Source organism: Saccharopolyspora hattusasensis, from assembly GCF_050972075.1.
GTDB classification, from domain to species: Bacteria; Actinomycetota; Actinomycetes; order Mycobacteriales; family Pseudonocardiaceae; genus Saccharopolyspora; species Saccharopolyspora hattusasensis.
This window is the reverse complement of record NZ_JBPCDC010000001.1, coordinates 4374739-4393601: the sequence shown is the minus strand read 5'-3', so window position 1 is coordinate 4393601 and position 18863 is coordinate 4374739. Positions and strand designations below refer to the sequence as shown.

At 67.3% G+C, this 18863-nt stretch carries 15 protein-coding genes; 9 read left to right on the top strand and 6 right to left on the bottom strand.

The features are described 5' to 3' along the window. Nucleotides 1-301: 301 nt before the first annotated feature. Complete coding sequence (locus ACRXBZ_RS20630; RefSeq protein ID WP_433880486.1) at nucleotides 302-835, bottom strand: transposase family protein; 534 nt, start codon at nucleotides 833-835, stop codon at nucleotides 302-304. A gap of 489 nt (nucleotides 836-1324) precedes the next feature. Further along, nucleotides 1325-1711: a hypothetical protein gene (locus tag ACRXBZ_RS20625; RefSeq protein WP_433880485.1), complete on the bottom strand. Its 387-nt coding sequence runs from the start codon at nucleotides 1709-1711 to the stop codon at nucleotides 1325-1327. A 254-nt stretch (nucleotides 1712-1965) separates the two neighbouring features. On the opposite strand from ACRXBZ_RS20625, the gene ACRXBZ_RS20620 reads away from it, so the two are divergent. Together ACRXBZ_RS20620 and ACRXBZ_RS20615 are read left to right on the top strand one after the other, a co-directional pair. Continuing rightward, nucleotides 1966-3291: an NsdA family TPR-like regulatory protein gene (locus tag ACRXBZ_RS20620; RefSeq protein WP_433880484.1), complete on the top strand. Its 1326-nt coding sequence runs from the start codon at nucleotides 1966-1968 to the stop codon at nucleotides 3289-3291. 14 nt (nucleotides 3292-3305) lie between these two features. Continuing rightward, on the top strand, nucleotides 3306-4169 hold the full coding sequence (locus ACRXBZ_RS20615; protein ID WP_433880483.1) for a phosphotransferase enzyme family protein: 864 nt from the start codon (nucleotides 3306-3308) through the stop codon (nucleotides 4167-4169). Nucleotides 4170-4287: 118 nt separating this feature from the next. Here ACRXBZ_RS20615 and ACRXBZ_RS20610 read toward each other — a convergent pair whose 3' ends face one another. Then, entirely contained in the window at nucleotides 4288-5124 is an 837-nt protein-coding gene (locus tag ACRXBZ_RS20610; RefSeq protein WP_433880482.1) for a tyrosine-type recombinase/integrase, read from the bottom strand. A 450-nt stretch (nucleotides 5125-5574) separates the two neighbouring features. Between ACRXBZ_RS20610 and ACRXBZ_RS20605 the strand changes: the two genes are divergently transcribed. Next, a complete protein-coding gene (locus ACRXBZ_RS20605; RefSeq protein ID WP_433880481.1) occupies nucleotides 5575-5865 on the top strand; it encodes a hypothetical protein in 291 nt (96 codons plus the stop codon). Between the two features lie 283 nt (nucleotides 5866-6148). Here ACRXBZ_RS20605 and ACRXBZ_RS20600 read toward each other — a convergent pair whose 3' ends face one another. After that, nucleotides 6149-7381: an endonuclease/exonuclease/phosphatase family protein gene (locus ACRXBZ_RS20600; protein WP_433880480.1), complete on the bottom strand. Its 1233-nt coding sequence runs from the start codon at nucleotides 7379-7381 to the stop codon at nucleotides 6149-6151. Nucleotides 7382-7568: 187 nt separating this feature from the next. Then, the gene (locus tag ACRXBZ_RS20595; protein WP_433880479.1) at nucleotides 7569-9092 is read right to left on the bottom strand and encodes a M28 family metallopeptidase; all 1524 of its coding nucleotides are present in this window, start codon (nucleotides 9090-9092) and stop codon (nucleotides 7569-7571) included. 182 nt (nucleotides 9093-9274) lie between these two features. On the opposite strand from ACRXBZ_RS20595, the gene ACRXBZ_RS20590 reads away from it, so the two are divergent. Next, nucleotides 9275-10252 (top strand): NAD(P)H-quinone oxidoreductase, encoded by a 978-nt coding sequence (locus ACRXBZ_RS20590; RefSeq protein ID WP_433880478.1) that lies wholly within the window; start codon nucleotides 9275-9277, stop codon nucleotides 10250-10252. Between the two features lie 238 nt (nucleotides 10253-10490). Here ACRXBZ_RS20590 and ACRXBZ_RS20585 read toward each other — a convergent pair whose 3' ends face one another. Continuing rightward, nucleotides 10491-11690 carry a cysteine desulfurase-like protein gene (locus ACRXBZ_RS20585; RefSeq protein ID WP_168586078.1) on the bottom strand — a complete coding sequence of 400 codons (1200 nt, stop codon included), beginning with the start codon at nucleotides 11688-11690 and terminating at the stop codon, nucleotides 10491-10493. A 237-nt stretch (nucleotides 11691-11927) separates the two neighbouring features. On the opposite strand from ACRXBZ_RS20585, the gene ACRXBZ_RS20580 reads away from it, so the two are divergent. From ACRXBZ_RS20580 to ACRXBZ_RS20560, 5 genes are all read left to right on the top strand, one after another. Next, nucleotides 11928-12461, top strand: a complete 534-nt coding sequence (locus ACRXBZ_RS20580) for a bacterial proteasome activator family protein (protein ID WP_433880477.1) — start codon at nucleotides 11928-11930, stop codon at nucleotides 12459-12461. 100 nt (nucleotides 12462-12561) lie between these two features. Beyond that, nucleotides 12562-13425 carry a galactan export ABC transporter permease subunit Wzm/RfbD gene (wzm, locus tag ACRXBZ_RS20575; RefSeq protein ID WP_433880476.1) on the top strand — a complete coding sequence of 288 codons (864 nt, stop codon included), beginning with the start codon at nucleotides 12562-12564 and terminating at the stop codon, nucleotides 13423-13425. Between the two features lie 16 nt (nucleotides 13426-13441). Continuing rightward, nucleotides 13442-14260 carry a galactan export ABC transporter ATP-binding subunit Wzt/RfbE gene (wzt, locus tag ACRXBZ_RS20570; protein WP_433880475.1) on the top strand — a complete coding sequence of 273 codons (819 nt, stop codon included), beginning with the start codon at nucleotides 13442-13444 and terminating at the stop codon, nucleotides 14258-14260. Beyond that, nucleotides 14257-15171 carry a galactofuranosyltransferase GlfT1 gene (glfT1, locus tag ACRXBZ_RS20565; protein ID WP_168586075.1) on the top strand — a complete coding sequence of 305 codons (915 nt, stop codon included), beginning with the start codon at nucleotides 14257-14259 and terminating at the stop codon, nucleotides 15169-15171. Before wzt ends, glfT1 begins: the two co-directional genes overlap by 4 nt. A 388-nt stretch (nucleotides 15172-15559) precedes the next feature. Continuing rightward, nucleotides 15560-18862, top strand: coding sequence for an arabinosyltransferase domain-containing protein (locus ACRXBZ_RS20560; RefSeq protein WP_433883927.1), 3303 nt, complete (start codon nucleotides 15560-15562; stop codon nucleotides 18860-18862). Nucleotide 18863 lies beyond the last annotated feature (1 nt).

Below are 18863 nucleotides of genomic sequence, written 5' to 3'. Positions count from 1 at the left end.
CACGGCTCACATAAGCCGTAACCCTGGATGTGCGGCGGACTTCCCTCCCACGCCCCGACGACGCTTCGAACGAAGTGTTCGCACAGACCAGGAAGGGACTCCGCGCCGTCTTCGGCCTCACGCTGGTCCGCAAGATGCAGTCTGGATTCTTTCGCGCTGGCCACCCAAACACGTGGGACCGGTTTCATCGATCGCGCGCCCGGGTGGCTCATTCTTTTCCCTCGTCGCCCGCCTGCTGCTCACGCTCCGGCGACGACGCCCACCACGCAAGCGCACTAAATCCCGCGACAAGGAGGGTTATTCACGCTGAGGCGAAGAAATGCAGGGCGACAACGGTGGAGATGGTTTTACGGAAGGTCTCGATGGGGCGCCGGTAGTCGGTGTGCAGGATGCGCCAGGTCTTGAAGTTAGCGATCACCTGCTCGATGACGTAGCGAATCCTGTTGATCTGCGTGTTGAATTCTTTCTCCCAGTCCAGCAATTCGCGGCATTCAGGTTTCTTGATCGGCGTGAGCATGTCGTTGCCCACGTATCCTTTGTCGCCTATCCAGTTGGCGGGCGTCAGTGTCAACAGCACGTCAGATTCACCGAGGCAGTACGAGTCGTGCCGGCTGCCATCAATCGGATCGGAGATCCACCTGAGCTGGCCGTCGACCGTACAGGCGATCTGCACGTTCATACCGGTGGTCTTGTGCTTGCCCGAGTACAACTCCGGGTGCGAGGACCAGGACCAGCAGGGCAGCAGCGTGCCGTCGACGATGTACTGCTGCCGGTCGTCCAACTCGTCGGCGGTGGGCACGAACCTCGCGAGCACCTGGTTGATCAGTGGCGTCACTGTGGTAACCGCACGACTGATGGACGGCTGGGAAACTCCGTAGGTTTCTGCGATTTCCGCTTGGACCCGATTGCGCCTCATATAGGTCAGCGCAACGACCACAGAGTTCCACAATCCTAGAATCGGTGGCCACGGCTGGTTCTCTTGCCCGGTTTCCATCCTGATCAGCTCACATAAGTCGGCGATCTGTGGCACGGTGAGGCCGGTGGTATGATACATACAGGTGGTCCGCTTTCTTGCGATTTTGAGTGTGGTAACCCAATTCTCGCATTAAACGGACCGCCGCTTATGTCAACACGCCGGTCGGCGACTGAATTTTGATGCGCCTGAATAATCCTCAAGCACAACCATTATCCATAACAATTGCACAAACACATTTCCTCCATTTTAAGCGCAACCATCCACCATCTTTCGAGCCTTTCTCGAAAGATCTAGCGAAATTGTCTGCTCTTTTAGAAATAAATCACTGGGCGGCCAGGTCCGGGGCCATCAGGCGTACGGCGGCACCCACAACTCGCCGGGGAGCGGAAGCGCAAGACTGGGCGCCCCCTTGGACCCGTGCGGCGGTAGTTGCATCAGCTCGCGCACCACATCGGTCACCGATCCGTGCGCGTGCCACAACGGCCGGGGCCGGCCGGTCTCCAGATCTTCCAGTCTGTACCGGGCAGCGACGGCGTCCGATGTCGAGGCCGCGCTGTAGACGTCCATCGCACCGTTCGCCTTCAGGATCCCCTGCAACGCCGACAGGTTCGCCAGACTCGGCAGGTAGAGGAACATGAAGCCAGCACGCTTGCTGTCCTCGATCGCGCGGATGTGCGGGCGGAGCCACGCAGGCAGCGCTCCGAACTCCGGGAGCGTGTGCGTCGGAGTGGTCATCGCGCCGATGCCCTCCCCGTCGCAACCGCGTCCGCGGACCAACTGCCTGCCCAGCGCACCGGCATGTTCTCCGTCCCCGCACTACGAATTACCGACATATTGCCGACTCTGCCGGTGATGCGGCGGCAGCGGAACGGCGCACAACCGGGTTGTCAAGGGGAGGATTGCGGGAGGATAGCCAGGATCCTCATGCGTGACGTCGATTACTCATTGTGCAAATATGGACACGCTTCGGCCCGTCAAGGAGATCAACCGTGTCTGAGCCCAACGATCAACTTCGCCACGCTCGGGAGCGAGTCGAGTCACCGAACGCAACGGGCGAGCCGCTGTCGCGTCAGGAACTTGCCGACCTGGTCAACAGGTGGGTCTACGAGCACACGAACCCGCCTCGCGTGATCGCGCTGGACGCGAACTACATCGGGAAACTGGAGCAGGGAAAGATCCGGTGGCCGCAGGACGACGACCGGCGCGCAGCACTACGCGCAGTACTCAATGCCCGTACCGATCAGGAGTTGGGGTTTCGACGTCCCCGCCGAAGCCGTTCTACCGTGGCAGACGTGGACCGTCAGCAATTTTTGCGTGCAGCCGTCGGCGCTGGCGCTGCAGCCGTAGTAGGCCACACGGTCATTGACATGCTGGCCCCTACCGAGCCGACTCCAGTTCCAACGGTCGTTGGCACGTCAGAGGTGGCCGACGTCCGTGCCGCCGCTCAAGCCTTCAGCGGTTGGGATGCGCGATACGGGGGTGGACTCGTCCGGGAAGCCGTAGCCGCGCAACTGCGCTATTCCGCGGAGCTTCTCAACGGACGATGCGCTCCAGCGGTGCGGAACGACTTGTTCTCAGCCGTTGGCTACCTAGCTCACGTCACGGGTTTCATGGCGTTCGATGCTTATGCCCACGAAGACGCTCGCAGTATGTTCGGCTTCGCGCTGGGGTGCGCCGAGGAGGCTGGGGACTGGCACTTGCGCGCCAAAATCCTGTCCTCAATGGCACGTCAGGCGATTTGGTGCGGTGACCCGGACACGGGGTTGACCTATACCGAACTGGCGCTCGTTCGAGCCGACCGACTTGTAGCGACCGAACGCGCCATGCTGCACACCGCACGGGCTCGTGCCCTCGGCAAGCTCGGTCGGATACAGGACACCCTGACCGCGGTCGGTCTCGCCGACGAGTCATTCGATAACGCAAATCCAACCGAAAATCCGCCCTGGATGGCCTACTACGACGCAGCACAGCACGCCGGAGACACAGGGCATGCGTTGTGGGAGCTCGGCGTAAGCGGACAATTCATCACGGAGGCTCGAACCCGTCTCGCGTCGTCTGTCTCCGGACACTCCGAAGCTCACGCACGATCACGGGTGATCAGTCAGACCAAGCTCGCGTCTCTGACGATGGTCGCCGGCGATCCGACCGAGGCCGCGCATTTCGGCGCCCAAGCACTCCAGGCAGCGGGGCCGATCAAATCACGGCGAGCTGCCGACGACCTTAGAGAGCTCCGTCGTGCTAGCCGACCACATGCGGGCCTCGACGAGGTCGGCGAACTATGCAGCCGGATCGGGTCGGCAGTAGTGACCGCATGAGCAGCTCATCATTAATGGCAGTGCTCGACGCGGCAAGCGGACGGGTAGCTCTGAGGTCGGACGGAGCCGAGGTGATCCGGCTTGGCGAAAATGCCCTCTACCGCCTTCCCAATGGCGTCGTCGCACGCATCGCTCGAACTGGCCAAGATGCCGCAGCGGCAAAGGAAATCAACGTCGCCACCTGGCTAGAGGACAACGGAGTAGCCGCCGCGCGTCCCATTCGTGACGTCGAGCAGCCGGTTGTTGCTCTCGGCCGCGCCGTCACGTTCTGGCATGAGCTACCACCACATCAACAAGGCACGACCGCCGATGTCGCCGCGGTGCTGCGGGACTTTCACAATCTGCCGGCGCCCAAGTTCGACCTTCCCGAACTGGCACCATTCGTCCGCCTCGCGGATCGGATCAACGAAGCACGTACGTTGTCCCCGGATGATCGTGCGTGGATGCGCCAACGGTTGTCCGAGCTTGAAGGCGCGTACGCCAACCTGCCAGAGGGTATGCCCCGACGTGTCATCCACGGGGACGCATGGCCGGGCAACGTCGCATTGACAGCGGGCGGCCCAGTTCTCCACGACTTCGAACGCTGCACGTTCGGGCCTCCTGAGTGGGACCTCGTATCAACCGCGGTCGGGTACGTCACGACACAAACGATCGACTCCGAAGCATGGCGAGCCTATTGCAAGACCTACGGCTACGACGTCACGGAATGGGACGGCTTCGAGGTCCTACGAAACATCCGCGAGCTACGAATGACCACCATGGCAGCACAAGTAGCCAGCACAAACCCCGCGGTCCAGCCCCAGTTGGCCCACCGCCTCGCCTGCCTACGCGGCGAGCACGGAACACGCCCCTGGCCAGACTGGCACCCCGTCCCATGAACGAAATTCGAGATCAACGAAAGTGCCCAGCCCGATAAAGACCAGGCGGGGCGCTTGTCATTCCGCAGTCTGCACCCGAGCCTAGTCTCGACCTGTGCCCCTCCGGCGGCTCTGGCACTCAAGAACGCCAGAGCCGCCGGAGTGAGCTTTGCGGGCCGACTCGGCTCGGCGGACTCGCTCGGCGGGAGGCAGCACCCCGTCGAGGTCGACTTGGCGATCTAACCGCTCGTTTCAGCAAGATCAACACCAGTGCACACGATTGGGCGACTTGCGCTCGCCGGTATGCTGCGCTTTGCCAGGCGAGCACTGCGCTCGGTGCCGTACAGCTTGAAAGCGAGCGTCGCGAGAGCGACCGGGGGTTCGAATCCCCCCACTTCCGCTGTCTGACCAGGGCTAATAGGGCTCGGCGGGTTCTCCCCCGCCAGGCCCTGTTGCCCCTCGTCTCAAATCTCGTCTCAGCTGGCCTCTTTTCGGCGCTTGCCGGACGGCTTCTTCGGCTTCTCCCAGAGGTCTCCCCGACCTTGTCGGCGACCATGCCGAGCACCTCCCCGGTCACGTGCATGTACCGCTTCGCCATCGAAGGGTTGGACCAACCCATCACATGTTCGGTAGCACGTTGGGTAACTCCGAGCTCCAGCAGCACGGTTGCGGCCGTGTGCCGGGCGTCGTGCAACCGCGCATCGCGCACGCCGGCAGCGGCTAACAGATCTTTCCAGCGCTCGAGGTCGGTCCGGTGGTTGAGCGGCTGACCAACCTCGTTCGTGACCAGCCAATCGCCGTCGTGCCAGAGGTCGCCTGCCCGTTCCCGTTCTGCCGCTTGCTCGACAGCGTGCAGCTTGAGCTGATCAAGCAAGGGTTCCGGAAGTCGCGTGTCCGTACACGGCAGCCCTATATCCCACCAGTGTTGCTGCGGACCGAAGGTGCTGCGATGTTTTCGACCCAGTGCGTAAGCCATTTCTCGACGGTCCACGCGCGGCCCGATTTGCGAACCTTCCCGGCGTCGCGCTGCCTTTCGAGGGCGGGGTCGATTACGTCACCTTCGTCTTTCCGTTTGACGTGTGACTACCGCACTGGAAGGTAGCCAGGTCCTCACGTCGAAACGCGCGGAGACAGGCCTTCGGGTAGACCTCGCCCTCGCTCTGCGAAGCCGCGGCGACATCGAGGGCTCGAAGCGGCACGCACAACGAGCGGCCGTCTGGCCGGGCGGACAGGTTCGGCACGTCAACGCGCGCATATCTCCAAACTGCAGGCCGACGACCCCCGTCAGTGATCGCCAACAGAGGCGACATGCGACACATGGCCTTCAGCACCGAGAAAACCTTGCCGCCCATGTTCCGGAGCTTTTTGCCGAGAGAGCCATCGCGGTGGCAGCAAGCCGGAATTGACCCGTGCATCTGCTCTCGAAATGCACCGAACTCTGATCACCGTGGCCACCGGCCGCATCGACCGCCGCATCGTGCTAGCGGTCCTGATCGGCCTGGTGGGTGCGGCCAACCTGGCCTCCGCCTTCGCGACCATCTTCGCGATCGTCCTCGTCGCCCGCATCCTGATCGGCTCCTCGCTGTACGTCTCCACCTCCAACCTGTCCATCACGCTCGGCGCGCTCTTCGGCGGCATCGCCACCACGAGCGTGCTGTGGATCGGCGCCGCTCTCGCCGGAGGCGAGCCCCGCCGGGTAAGGAAACGCAACGTGTAGACGGTGAACGACGAACGCGCCGTGCCCGCGACGGAAAGCCAGCGCGCCCAGCCCGTCACGTGCGGCCAGCTGGCGGCCCAGGTCTCGTCCGCGCCAGGCCGGCCGTGCCGAGGGCATTCGGGCCGGTCGGTTCCTGGAGCGCGAGTCGCGCGGGTTCGGCTGCGGCCGCGGTCGGGGCCAGCAGCGCGCCTGCCGCAACCGCCGCGATCAGTGTTTTCCCGCCTCGAGCTTCGACTGGCGGCCGTGCCCGGCACATCCGGTGGCGCCCCTTGTTCGGCCCTGATCAGGCGAGCAGCTCGGTCCAGACGAGGTGGTGGTCCGAGGCGTCGTTGAGGCGTGCGAGCCCGTCGTTCGAGGCCGGCCAGAAGACCCCGGCGCGCAACGGGATCAGCGGCGCCGACAGCAGGACGTAGTCCACCCGGAGGTTGCCGGGCGCTTCGTCGTTGAAGTCCCCGGTGTCGAGGAACGGGTTCGCGCGCTGGTCCGCGTTGGCGTCGCCCTGCGTTGTGCTGGCCTCGACGGCTCCCACGCTGCCCGGCAGCGGGTCGATGACGCGGGGCGCGCGCAGGAGCTGGCGGGCGCCGTTGCTGTCGCCGTCGATCGGATCCGAGTTCTGATCGCCCGCGATGATGAACCGGGCACCCGGCGCGAGACTGCCGAAGGCGCCCGCGTCGTCGTAGATGTAGTCGGCTCGGCCCGGCGTGACGTAGTCCGCCCAGAATCGGATCTCGTCTTGGTTGCGCAGGCCATTGCGGTCCTCGGGGCCGTCGAAGCTCGGCGGCGTCGGGTGTGAGGTCAGGAAGTGCACGGTTCGTCCGCCGACGTCGACCGGCAGGTCCCAGTGCGATTTCGAGGACAACCGCAGGGATTCCAGCTCCGCCGGCGAGTACCAGTCCGCGGGCTGCGGCGTCGCCGGGTCGTCCGGCAGCCGCGCGCCCGGCATGTCCGCCCAACGGAACCCCTGGAACGTGCGGGCCTCGCCGATCGGGTACTTCGACAGCACCACCATCCCGTACTGGCCGGGGAACGCCCCGAAGCCGTAGGCGTCGCCGGGGCCGCCGGTGGTGCCGTCGTTGTCGAGGTCCATCCCGGACGGCACGCCGGTGTTCACCGGGGCGGTGTAGGCGTGCGGGTAGTCGATCGGTTCGGCACCGCCCTGGCTCCGCGCCAGGTAGTTGGCGCGGAAGGCGTCGACCGCGGCGCCGCCCTCGACGTAGTCGAACTCGTTGAGCAGGAGGACATCCGGGCGGACGCGCTGCACGACCTCCGCCACCGCAGCCGCCTGCAGCTCGTCCGATGTGGACAGATCCGCGAGCAGTTCGCCCTGGGTGGCACGGTTGAGCGAAGCGTTGAACGCCGCGAAGCGCACCGGCTCCACCGCGTCGGCGGTGGCGGCGACCAGTGCGGCAGCCACGGCGGCGGTGGGGGCGACGGGGGCGACCACGGCGGCAGCCACATGGGCGGTGGGGGCTACAGCGGCGACCGCGGCGGCGACCGCGAAAACGGCACGTTTCACGACATCTCCTCCGATCGGGCTACAGTCGCCACCCCACTCGGTGAGGTTTTCCGCAATTTCAATGGAAATCGGGCCTCTGATTTCCATTGAAATTGCGGACCACCGGGAACCGGCGGCGAACCGGCGGAGGGCACCCTCGATTCCGTTGCACGGTGTCGGGGTGCTCCGTTCCGCTGGTTCCGGCTCGTCAGGCGACGTTGTGGTGGCCGGACTTGGTCTTCGCCGGGGCGGCGTGGGCCTGCGCCAGCATCGGGGCCTGCGCGGCGCGCAGCTGCGCGCGCTGGGCGCGGGTCTGCATCCCGTTCACCGCCTCGGTGCTCTGCGCGTAGCCTTCGACGACGTTCGCGAGGGCCTTGGCGTTGCTCTCCAGGGCGACCCGGTCCACGTTGGCCAGGTTGTCCTTCGCCGAGTGGTAGTTCGGGTCGAAGGCGACACCCGCGGTGCCGCCCCACTTCGCCGCCTGCGCCTCGGACTTCAGCTCCTCGACGCCGGTGTTCAGGCCGCCGGCCGGTATGCCGACCGCGATGAACTCGCCGTAGTCCGAACGACCGTCGAAGTCATCGCCCTCGACCTCGATGCCCTGCGCGGCCATCGCGTTGACGAGGTCCTGCTCGATCTGCCCCGAGCCCTGCGGGCCCGGCCCGGCGCCGACGCCGTCGGAGTCGTCGCCGTCGTAGGCGAAGTAGCCGGCGTTCGGCGAGCCGATCATGTCGAAGTTCAGGTACAGGGCGATGTCGAGCTGCTGCTCGAAGCTCAGGCTCTGCACGTACTTCGTCGACCCGACCAGGCCGGACTCCTCCGCGCCCCAGAAGGCGAAGCGGACCGCGTTGTTGACCTTCGGGCTGCCGCCCAACCGCAGCGCCGTCTCCAGGATGCCTGCGGAGCCGGTGCCGTTGTCGTTGATGCCGGGGCCTTCCGGAACGCTGTCGAGGTGCGCGCCCGCGAGCACGACGTTGTCGGCGCGACCGGTGCGGGTCTGCGCGATGACGTTGCGGGTGGTGACGGTCTCCAGGCGGGCCTGGACGTCCAGCTTCACCTCGGCGCCGGCCTGCCCGGCGAGCGCCTCGCCGACCTGCTTGGTGACGCCCGCGGTCGGGATCTTCGCGGCTTCGGGGTCGCCGAGCGTGCCGTTGAGCGGACCGTCCGCGTTGTTGTAGATGATCGCGCCCGCAGCCCCGCGCTCGCCGGCCACCTGCGCCTTCTGCGCGAACGTGCAGGCGCCGCGCTGGATCAGCACGACCTTGCCGGTGATGTCCGCGCCGTCATAGTCCGTGGCTTCGCAGCCCGGCGTGTCGTCGACCGGGGCGACCGCCAGCGGCGCGGTGATGCCGCCCTGCGGGGTGGCCGGGGAGTACTCCAGGGCGTCACCCTCGACCGGCTGCCCGGCCACCGCAAGGTTGAACGAGTCCAGGTAGTAGGCCTGGTAGGTGAACTCCGGCGTAGTGACGTCGAAGCCCGCGTTGCGGAGCTTGCCGGCGACGTAGTCGACGCTCGCCTCGTAGCCCGGCAAGCCGGACGCGCGATTCCCGCCGTTCTGGTCGGCGATCCGCTGCAAGGCGATCAGGTGGCGGTTCACCGCATTGCCGTTGATCTCCGAGCCGAGATCGGCCGGCGCCGCGCTCGCCGGCGTGATGGTCAACAACGCGGCCGCGCAAATCGCGGCCAGAGCGGCCGCCGAGCGCTTGGGTGTGATGGTTCGCGAACTCATCATGCTCCCCGCTTCGGGTGGACTTGTGATGGCTAGCCTTGAGAAGATCACTCCACGAAGTCAAGCCTGCACCAACAAGAGTTAATAAGCAGGGACAAATTCCCATTTTTACCGCGTTGACCGATCTCCCATCACCCCACCGAACCACGCGCTGCGAAGCATTCCGCGCTGACTACCGTCGAGGGATGTACGCGATCTCGATTCGTGAGCCGGGCGAACCGGACGTGCTGGAGTGGACCGAGCAACCCGACCCGCGGCCGGGCCCGGGCGAGGTGCTCATCGACGTCGCCGCGAGCGCGGTCAACCGCGCGGACCTGAGCCAGCGGGAGGGCAACTACCCGCCGCCGAAGGGCGCCAGCACCATCCTGGGGCTGGAATGTTCGGGCACCATCGCCGAACTCGGCGAGGGCGTGCCCGGATGGCAAGTCGGCGACGAGGTGTGCGCGCTGCTTGCCGGCGGCGGCTACGCCGAGCGGGTCGCGGTGCCCGCCGCGCAGGTGCTGCCCAAGCCCGCCGGGGTGGACCTCGTCGAGGCCGCCGGGTTGCCCGAAGTCACCTGCACCGTGTGGTCCAACGTGGTGATGGAGGCCGGGCTCCGGAGTGGACAGTTGCTGCTGGTGCACGGTGGGGCCGGCGGCATCGGGACCTGCGCGATCCAGATCGCCAAGGCGCTCGGCGCGCGCGTGGCGGCGACCGCCGGATCGGCCGAGGGCCGCCAGCTGTGCGCGGACCTGGGCGCGGCCCCGGTCATCAACTACCGGGACGAGGACTTCGTCGCGATCGTCAAGGAACTCGGCGGGGCGGACGTCATCCTGGACAACATGGGTGCGTCCTATTTGGACCGGAACCTGTCCGCGCTGGCGCCCGACGGGCACCTGGCCGTCATCGGCATGCAGGGCGGCCGGAAGGCCGAGCTCGACCTGGGGAAGATGCTGGTCAAACGGCTACGACTGTCGGTGCTCGGGCTCCGCGGGCGGCCCGTCGAGGGCCCGCAGGGCAAGGCTGCGATCGTCGCCGACGTGCGGGAGCGGCTGTGGCCGCTCGTCGAGGCGGGCGAGGTGCGGACGCTGGTGCACGAGCGGGTGCCGCTGTCGGAGGCGGCGCGAGCGCACGCGACGTTGGAAGCGGGCGACGTCCGCGGCAAGATCCTCCTCGTCCGCTGAAAGCAAGATCTCCGCTGGTCAAGGCCCGTGAGTGTTTTTGGGCGCTATAGCACCCCAAAGCGCTCACGGGCCATGGCCTGCGAAAACCGAGCACTTCCGGTCGAAGGCGATGGATGGCCCGGCCGCACGCTTCGGGTTGGAGCGAACGGACAGTGCCGGTAGAGGAGGTGGACGGGCCGTTCGCTCCACCCTCGCAACCGGCGCCGAGACGGGGAAATGTGCCTGGATTGCGGGAACTTCAGCCGAGTTCGGCGACCGCCCGGACGAGCTGGTCCACCTCGGAGGCGTTGGTGTAGTGGGCCAGGCCGACGCGGACCGCGCCGCCGACCTCGCCGACGCCGAGCACCGCGAACACCCCGTGCGTGCCCGGGTCCTCGAACGCGCACACCCCGCGCTCCGCGAGGTGCTCGACCGCTTCCTCCGCCTTGACGCCATTGACCGTGAACGCCATCGACGGCACCCGGCGCATCGCGTCGCCGATCACCATCACGTGCCGCATCTTCCGCAGCCCGTTGGTCAGGTTCGCCAGCAACCCCGCCTGGTACGACTTCACCGAACCCAGCGAGGTCAGCAGGCGCTCCCGGCGCGGCCCGACCGCCGCATCGTCCAGCCCCGCCAGGTAGTCCACCGACGCCACCAACCCGGCCAGCAGCGGGTACGCGTGCGGGCCAAGCTCCAACCGCTCCGGTCCGCGCGCGCCGGACTCCAGGGCCACCGACGGCAGCTGGTCGAGCATCGCCGGGTTCTTGAACACGAGCGCACCCACCGGCGGCCCGCCCCACGCCGAGGCGTTCACCACCACCACGTCGGCGCCCATCGCGGTGATGTCCAGCGGCACGAACGGCGCCGCGGCCGCGGCGTCCACCACCACCAGCGCGCCGTGCTCCGCCGCGGCGTCCGCCGCCTGCCGCACGTCCGGCCGGGTGCCCACCGCGCCGGACGCGGCGGTGATCGCGACGACCTTCGTCCGCGGGGTGATCAGCTCCTGGTACTGCCAGGTGGGCAGCTCGCAGGTCTCGATGTCGACCTCGGCCCACCGCACCGTGGTTCCGGAGCGCTGCGCCGCACGCTGCCACGGCGCGACATTGGCCGGGTGGTCCAACCGGGAGACGACAACGTCGTCACCGATCATCCAGCCGTCACCGAGCGCATCGGCGAGCCGCTGCAGCAGCACGGCGGAGTTCGGCCCGAGCACCACCCCGGCCGGGTTCGCACCGATGAGGTCAGCAATAGCGCGACGGGCGGCTTCCACGATCGCCTCGGCGCGCTGCGATGCGGGGAAGATCCCGCCCGGACCGGATACCGGGGCCCGCAGCGCAGTCGACGCCGCGGTCGCCACTTGTTCAGGAACCTGCATGCCCGCCGGGGCGTCCAGGTGCACCCACCCGTCGCCGAGCGCGGGGAAGAGCCCGCGAACCGCCGCGACGTCGAACGCCATGGGGCACACGTTACGTATGGAGCGACCCGAACTCGCCCCCGGGTGGCAGATATCGCATCGCTCGCGCGAAGACGCTTCCAGCTCACCCTGCGTAGCGGCGTGGGTGGCGGAACCTCGGACACCGCCTGGACCACGGGATCCCCATTCGCGCATGGTCGGATCTCGGGGGCTGGACCGGCGGGCACGCAGCGCTGCCCCGGGATTTCGAATCTTGTAGTGACAGGCCAGGATAGAGACATGACCCACGACCCGAGTGAGGGCAGGCCGCAGGTGTTCGTCGTCGGCGAGGACGGCATGCCGATCGGTGCCGCCATGAACGCCGACGACCAGCCGGAGCGCGGCGAGGACATCAACGACCTGGTCGAACAGCCGGCCAAGGTGATGCGCATCGGCACCATGATCAAGCAGCTGCTGGAGGAGGTCCGGGCGGCACCGCTGGACGAGGCCAGCCGCAGCCGCCTCAAGGAGATCCACCAGTCCTCGATCCGCGAGCTGGAGCAGGGGCTCGCCCCGGAGCTCATCGAGGAGCTGGAGCGGCTGTCGCTACCGTTCGCCCAGGAGACGACGCCGTCCGAGTCGGAGCTGCGGATCGCGCAGGCCCAGCTCGTCGGCTGGCTGGAGGGCCTGTTCCACGGCCTGCAGACGGCGCTGTTCGCCCAGCAGATGGCGGCCCGGGCCCAGCTGGAACAGATGCGCCGAGGCCTGCCCATGGGCAGCAGCGGCAACGAAACTGAAACCGGCCACACCCGGGGCACCGGCCAATACCTGTGACGCTCCGTGGAGGTGTCGCGCCCGACGTCAGACGGGCGCGACGCCGTCGAGTGATGCCCTCACCCGGGGGGCACACTCGTGGTCGGTACTCTGACGCACTGTGCAGTCCACGAGCACGCTAGACCGACCTGAAGCCCCTCCCGAGACTTCGTCGCAGACCTGGCATAAAGCCTTCAAGGACATCGGCGATGCATTCGGGCAGCGACAGCTGTGGGCACACCTCGGCTGGCAGGACATCAAGCAGCGGTACCGACGCTCCGTCATCGGCCCGCTGTGGATCACCATCAGCATGGCTGTGACGTGCACAGCGCTCGGTTTGCTGTACTCGCAGCTTTTCAACCAGCAACTCTCGGTGCACCTGCCCTACCTTGCCGTGGGTTTCATCATCTGGGGCTTCATCGGCAACTGCATCAACGAGGGCTCCGAGGTCTTCATCTCGAACGAAGGCCTGATCAAGCAGCTGCCCGCCCCGGTCACGATCCACGTGCTCCGGCTGTTGTGGCGGCAGGTGCTCTTCTTCGCGCACAACCTCGTCGTCTACTTCGTGCTGCTGCTGATCTTCCCGAAGCCGCTCACGCTGGTCTCGCTGCTGGCGATCCCGGCGTTCGCCGTGCTGGCGCTCAACGGTGCCTGGGTGATTCTCGTGGTGGGCACGATCTCGACCCGCTTCCGGGACATCCCGCCGGTGACCCAGAGCGTCGTCCAGCTGATGTTCTTCATGACGCCGATCGTTTGGAACTACGACGAGTTCAAGACGAACTCGAACCCCGCGATCGCGGAACGCGCCCAGCTGGCCGAGATCAACCCGTTCATGCACTTCCTGGAGATCATCCGGCAGCCGATGCTCGGCTCCCCCATCGCGTGGCACCACTGGCTGGTGGTCGGCGTGATCACCGTTGTGGGCTGGGCGTTGGCCCTGATTGTGCTGCGCAATTACCGTTCCCGTGTCTCCTACTGGGTCTGAGTGAGGCCGAACAACCGTGGTCAGCATTGACGTCTGGAATGCAGCGGTCGACTTCCCGATCTTCGACGCGAAGTCCCGCTCGCTGAAGAAGGCCGTGCTCGGCAAGGCGGGCGGCAAGATCGGCACCGACAGCCGGGTGCCGATCATCGAGGCGCTGCACGACATCAACCTGTCGCTGCGGCATGGCGACCGGGTCGCCCTCGTCGGACACAACGGGGCGGGCAAGTCGACGCTGCTGCGCCTGCTCAGCGGCATCTACGAACCCACCCGCGGCAGCGCGCGGGTGGTCGGCAAGGTCGCCCCGGTGTTCGACCTCGGTGTCGGCATGGACCCGGAGATCTCCGGGTACGAGAACATCATTATCCGCGGCCTGTTCCTCGGCATGAACCGCAAGGAGATGGAGAAGCGGATCGACGAGATCGCCGAGTTCACCGAGCTCGGCGACTACCTGGCGATGCCGCTGCGCACCTACTCCACCGGTATGCGGGTGCGGCTGGCGCTGGGCGTCGTGACCTCGATCGACCCGGAGATCCTGATCCTCGACGAGGGCATCGGCGCCGTCGACGCGGAGTTCCTGGAGAAGGCGCGGGACCGGCTCAACAACCTCGTCAAGCGATCGGGCATCCTGGTCTTCGCCTCGCACTCCGACGAGTTCCTGATCGAGCTGTGCAGCACCGCCATCTGGATGGACAAGGGCGGGATGCGGGAGCAGGGATCGCTGCGCGAAGTGCTGACGCACTACAAGGGCTACGACCCCTTCGAGCACCTCAGTGAGGAAACCCTGGCCCGGATCGGCGAATCCGCGGCCACGACCGGGAGCAAAGAAGGCTCATGAGCACCGACTCCGCACAGCAGCTGCCTGCCGGGTCCGTAGTCGCGGTGATCGTCACCAGGCACCGTCGCGAGCTGCTGGCCGAGTCCCTGAAAGTCATCGCGAGCCAGACGAGGCTGCCCGATCACCTGGTGGTGGTCGACAACGGTCCGGACCAGCCCGCGCAGGACGTGGTGGCGGACTGCCCGATCCCGTCGACCTACCTCGTCTCGCAGCGCAACCTCGGCGGCGCCGGCGGTTTCGCGCTCGGCATGCTGCACGCGCTGTCGCTGGGCGCGGAGTGGGTGTGGCTGGGCGACGACGACGGCCGCCCCGCCGACGAGCACGCGCTCGCGACGCTGCTGGAGGTCGCCAAGCAGCGGCGGCTGGCCGCGGTGTCGCCGGTGGTGGTCAACATCGACACCCCGGACAAGCTGGCGTTCCCGCTGCGCCGCGGCCTGACCTGGAAGCGCCGGGTCAGCGAGCTCGGCGACGGCGACTTCCTGCCGGGCATCGCGTCGCTGTTCAACGGCGCGCTGTTCCGCGCCTCGACGCTGGACGTGGTGGGTGTGCCGGACTACCGGCTGTTCTTCCGAGGCGACGAGGTGGAGGTGCACCGCCGGGTGGTGCGCTCCGGCCTGCCGTTCGGCACCACGCTGCGCACCCGGTTCCTGCATCCGGACGGTTCGGCGGAGTTCAAGCCGATGCTGGGCGGCCGGTTCCACGCCCAGGACCCGTCGGACGCGGCGAAGCGCTACTACACCTACCGCAACCGCGGTTACCTGCTGTCGCAGCCGGGGATGCGTAAGATCGGCGCGCTGGAAGTGCTCCGCTTCGGCCTGTACTTCGTGGGGCAAAAGCGCGACCCGAAGGCATTCAAGGAATGGCTGCGACTGCTCCGCCAAGGCCAACAGGAAAAGTTCTACCGCCGCTGACGAAAGAATGGATCAACTCGTTTTGCGTAGCGGTGCGGGTAGCGGAACCTCAGCGGTCGTCTCGACTGCGGGATCCCCGACTTACGTATGACCAATACGCGGCATCGGGGCTGTCCTCGCGAGACGACCGCTGAGAACCCGCGGCGGTGCGAGTTGTGTACGTGATGAAAAGAGAAAGTCGGCTTCGCCGCTTGCTGACGCGCCAGTGCGGCTGGACAGCTCCCGAGTTCCAAGCCCGACCGAATTGGTCACCGCATTGTCACGGGAAAACTGAGAACGGCCTGAGAATTTCCTGAGATCGCAGCTCACGGCGTTGCACGAAGTGTTCATTTACACAGCCGTCGAATGCCGCGAAAGGGCCCGGACCAGCAACTACTATCCTCGGCCCGTGCTCAGTGGCCAGGAAGAAAGCCGCCGAACGGACGACGCTTCGGCGCGCATCGAGACGAATCACCGACAACCGTCGGCCAAACGGCTGAAGCTGTTCGCGACGGTCTTCGGGCTGCTCGGCACGGTGCTCGCATTGGCCGTGCCCTTCCTTCCGGTCAACTACGACATCACGACCCTGAAATGGCCGACGGCGGAAGGCACCAAGTCGGTGTCGGCGCCGTTGGTCAGCTACTCCCCGGTGTGGCTGAACGCCGAGATCCCGTGCGCGGCCGTGCGCAGCCTGGACGCCCGCACCAACGGCCCGGCCACGCTGCTGAGCACGAACCCGCCGTCGTCGGACTACGGCAAGCTGACCGGCCTCACGCTGCAGGCCGACAACGGCCACCTGACGATGCTGACCAAGGGCCAGCAGGTGGGCACGGTGCCGCTGCCCGCGGATGACTGCTCGCTCTCGCTGCGCTCCGACGCCTTCAGCACCACGGCCAGCGTCGGCACCGAGACGTTGGCGAACCTCCGCGGCGACCAGCGCCCGCAGCTGACCGGCATCTACTCCGGCCTCAACGACGGCATCGACGACGTGCGCGGCGTGTCCTTCGAGGCCCGCGTCGACAACCGCTACGAGAGCCAGGCGACCACGCTCAAGCTCGCGGTGATCGTGCTCGCGGTGCTGGCGTTCATCGGCTCGCTGATCTGCCTGCGGCGGTTGGACGTGCGGGCCGGTCGCCGCCCGCCGAAGTGGGCCCCGGCCGGCTGGTGGAAGCCGACGTTCCGCGACGTGTCGGTGATCGGCGCGCTGGTCGTCTGGTGGGTCGTCGGCGCGATGACCTCGGACGACGGCTACATCCTGACCATCGCGCGGGCGCGCGAGAGCTTCGGCTACATCAGCAACTACTTCCGCTGGTTCGGCGTGCCCGAAGCGCCGTTCGGCTGGTTCTACGAGCTGTACGCGCTGTGGGTGCAGGTGTCGACGGCGACGCCGTGGGTGCGGTTGCCCGCGCTGCTGATGGGCATCGTGAGCTGGCTGTTGATCAGCCGCGAGGTGCTGCCGCGGCTCGGCCAGCAGGTGCGGCGCAGCAACGCCGCAGGCTGGGCCGCCGCCGCGGTGTTCCTGGCGTTCTGGCTGCCCTACGACAACGGCCTGCGGCCCGAGCCGGTCGTGGTGCTGTTCTCGCTGCTGGCGCTGTGCGCGGTCGAGCGCTCGGTGGCCACCGGGCGGCTGATGCCCGCCGCGCTGGGGCTGGTCGTCGCGGCGCTGTCGGTCGGCGCGAACCCGCACGGCATGGTGTCCGTGCTGCCGTTCGTGGCGGCGTTGAAGCCGCTGTTCCGGCTGGTGCGCAAGCGGGCTCAGGAGTTCGGCTGGGTGCCGGTGCTGGCCCCGATCGCGGCCTCCGGGTTCGTGATCCTGACGCTGGTGTTCGCCGACCAGACCTGGCAGTCGGTCATGGACGCGACCGCACTGCGCACCGAACTCGGCCCGAGCCAGAGCTGGTACGAGGAGCTCAGCCGCTACAACCTGCTGTTCAGCCAGACGCCGGACGGCTCGATGACCCGCCGGTTCCCGGTGCTGCTGGTCATGCTGTGCCTGACGACCTGCGCCGTGGTGCTGCTGCGGCGGGGCCGCATCCGGGGCGCCGCGCTCGGGCCGAGCCGACGGCTGCTCGCGGTCACCGCGCTGTCCTTCGTGGTGCTGGTCCTGACCCCCACCAAGTGGTCCCACCACTTCGGCATCTTCGCCGCGTTCGGCGGCGCGCTGGCCGCGCTGACGGCGCTGGCCACAAGCAGCACCGTGCTGCGGTCCAAGCGCAACCGCGCGGCGTTCGTCGCGATGCTCATGGTGATCCTGGCGTTCGCGGCCACCGGACCCAACGCCTGGTGGTACGTCTCGGGCTGGGGCGTGCCCTGGTTCAACATGCCGCCGCAGATCAGCGGCCACGAACTGAGCACGGTCTTCCTGGGCATCGCCGGGATCGCGCTGATCGTCGCGTTCATCGAGCACCTGCGCATCGACGAGAACAACCCGAAGGTCGTCGAGGAGCGCTTCGGCCGCGAGGAGAAGCGCAGCCGCGCGCTGCGGCTGGGCACCGCGCCGCTGTCGATCCTGTGCGCGCTGCTGGTGCTGTTCGAGCTCGCCAACTTCGGCAAGGTCATCCAGAAGCAGTGGGGCAGCTACAGCCTCGGCGCGGACAACATCAGGCAGATCGTCGGCTCCAGCTGCGGGCTGTCCGACTACGTCTATGTGGAGACGAACCCGCAGTCCGGCATGCTGCGGGTGTCCGGCGACCAGCCGGGCAAGGCGGCGCCGTCGGAGGACAAGGACATCGGCGTCCCGCCGAAGCGGCTGGAGGGCAAGGAGGACGCCGACCAGTACATGCGGGCCAAGATGGTCGGCTTCAACCGGCCCGGCCTGCCGCCCGGCGACGGCTCCGACATGCAGGAACCCGACTGGAAGCCGCCGCACCAGTTCGGCAACGACAACGCGCCGGTGTGGGGCAGCTACGACGCGGCCGGCGTCGGCACCGGTGAGCTGCGCACCCAGTGGTACGACCTGCCGGATCGGGCGAAGACCGGCGAGGTGCCGGTGGTGCTCTCGCTGGCCGGCGCGGAGCTGGGCGCGAACTCGGTGGCGCTGGAGTTCGGCCACGACACCGACAACGGCTTCCTGATCACCGAGCGCAAGTACGTGGTGCAGCAGCCCGGCCCGGCGTGGCGAGACTTCCGGTTCACCCTCGGCGACAAGTCCAAAGACGCCATCAAAATGCGGGTGGTGGCCATCGACAACTCGCTGGGCCCGAACGGCTGGGTCGCGGTGAGCGCGCCGCGGGCGCCGCAGCTGGTGAACATGACCGACTTCGTCGGGGATCAGCCGACGTTCGTGGAGTGGACCGCCGCCCTGGTGAACCCGTGCCTGCAGCTGCCGGGCGTGCACCACGGCATCGCCGAGATCCCGAAGTTCCGGGTGGCGGCCGGCGCCGAGGTGCGCGACATCGGGCAGGGCTGGTCGTCGCCGGACGCGGGTGGACCGTTCGGCTGGCTCAACGTGGCGACCAGCATGCGGGAGCTCCCGACCTACCTGAAGAACAACATCCACCGGGACTGGGGCTCGCTGTACGCGGTCGACCCGTACGAGCCGGACGCACTGCCCGCGCAGGCGGCGATGGACGTGCACGAGGAGACGCACTGGGGCACCTGGACGCCGGGTCCGCTGTCGAAGACGGTGCACCTGCCGGGCGACGTCCCGAACAGCGACGACCGCAACGACGTCAAGGCCTTCGAACCCCCGGAGGAAGAACCCGAGCAGTAGC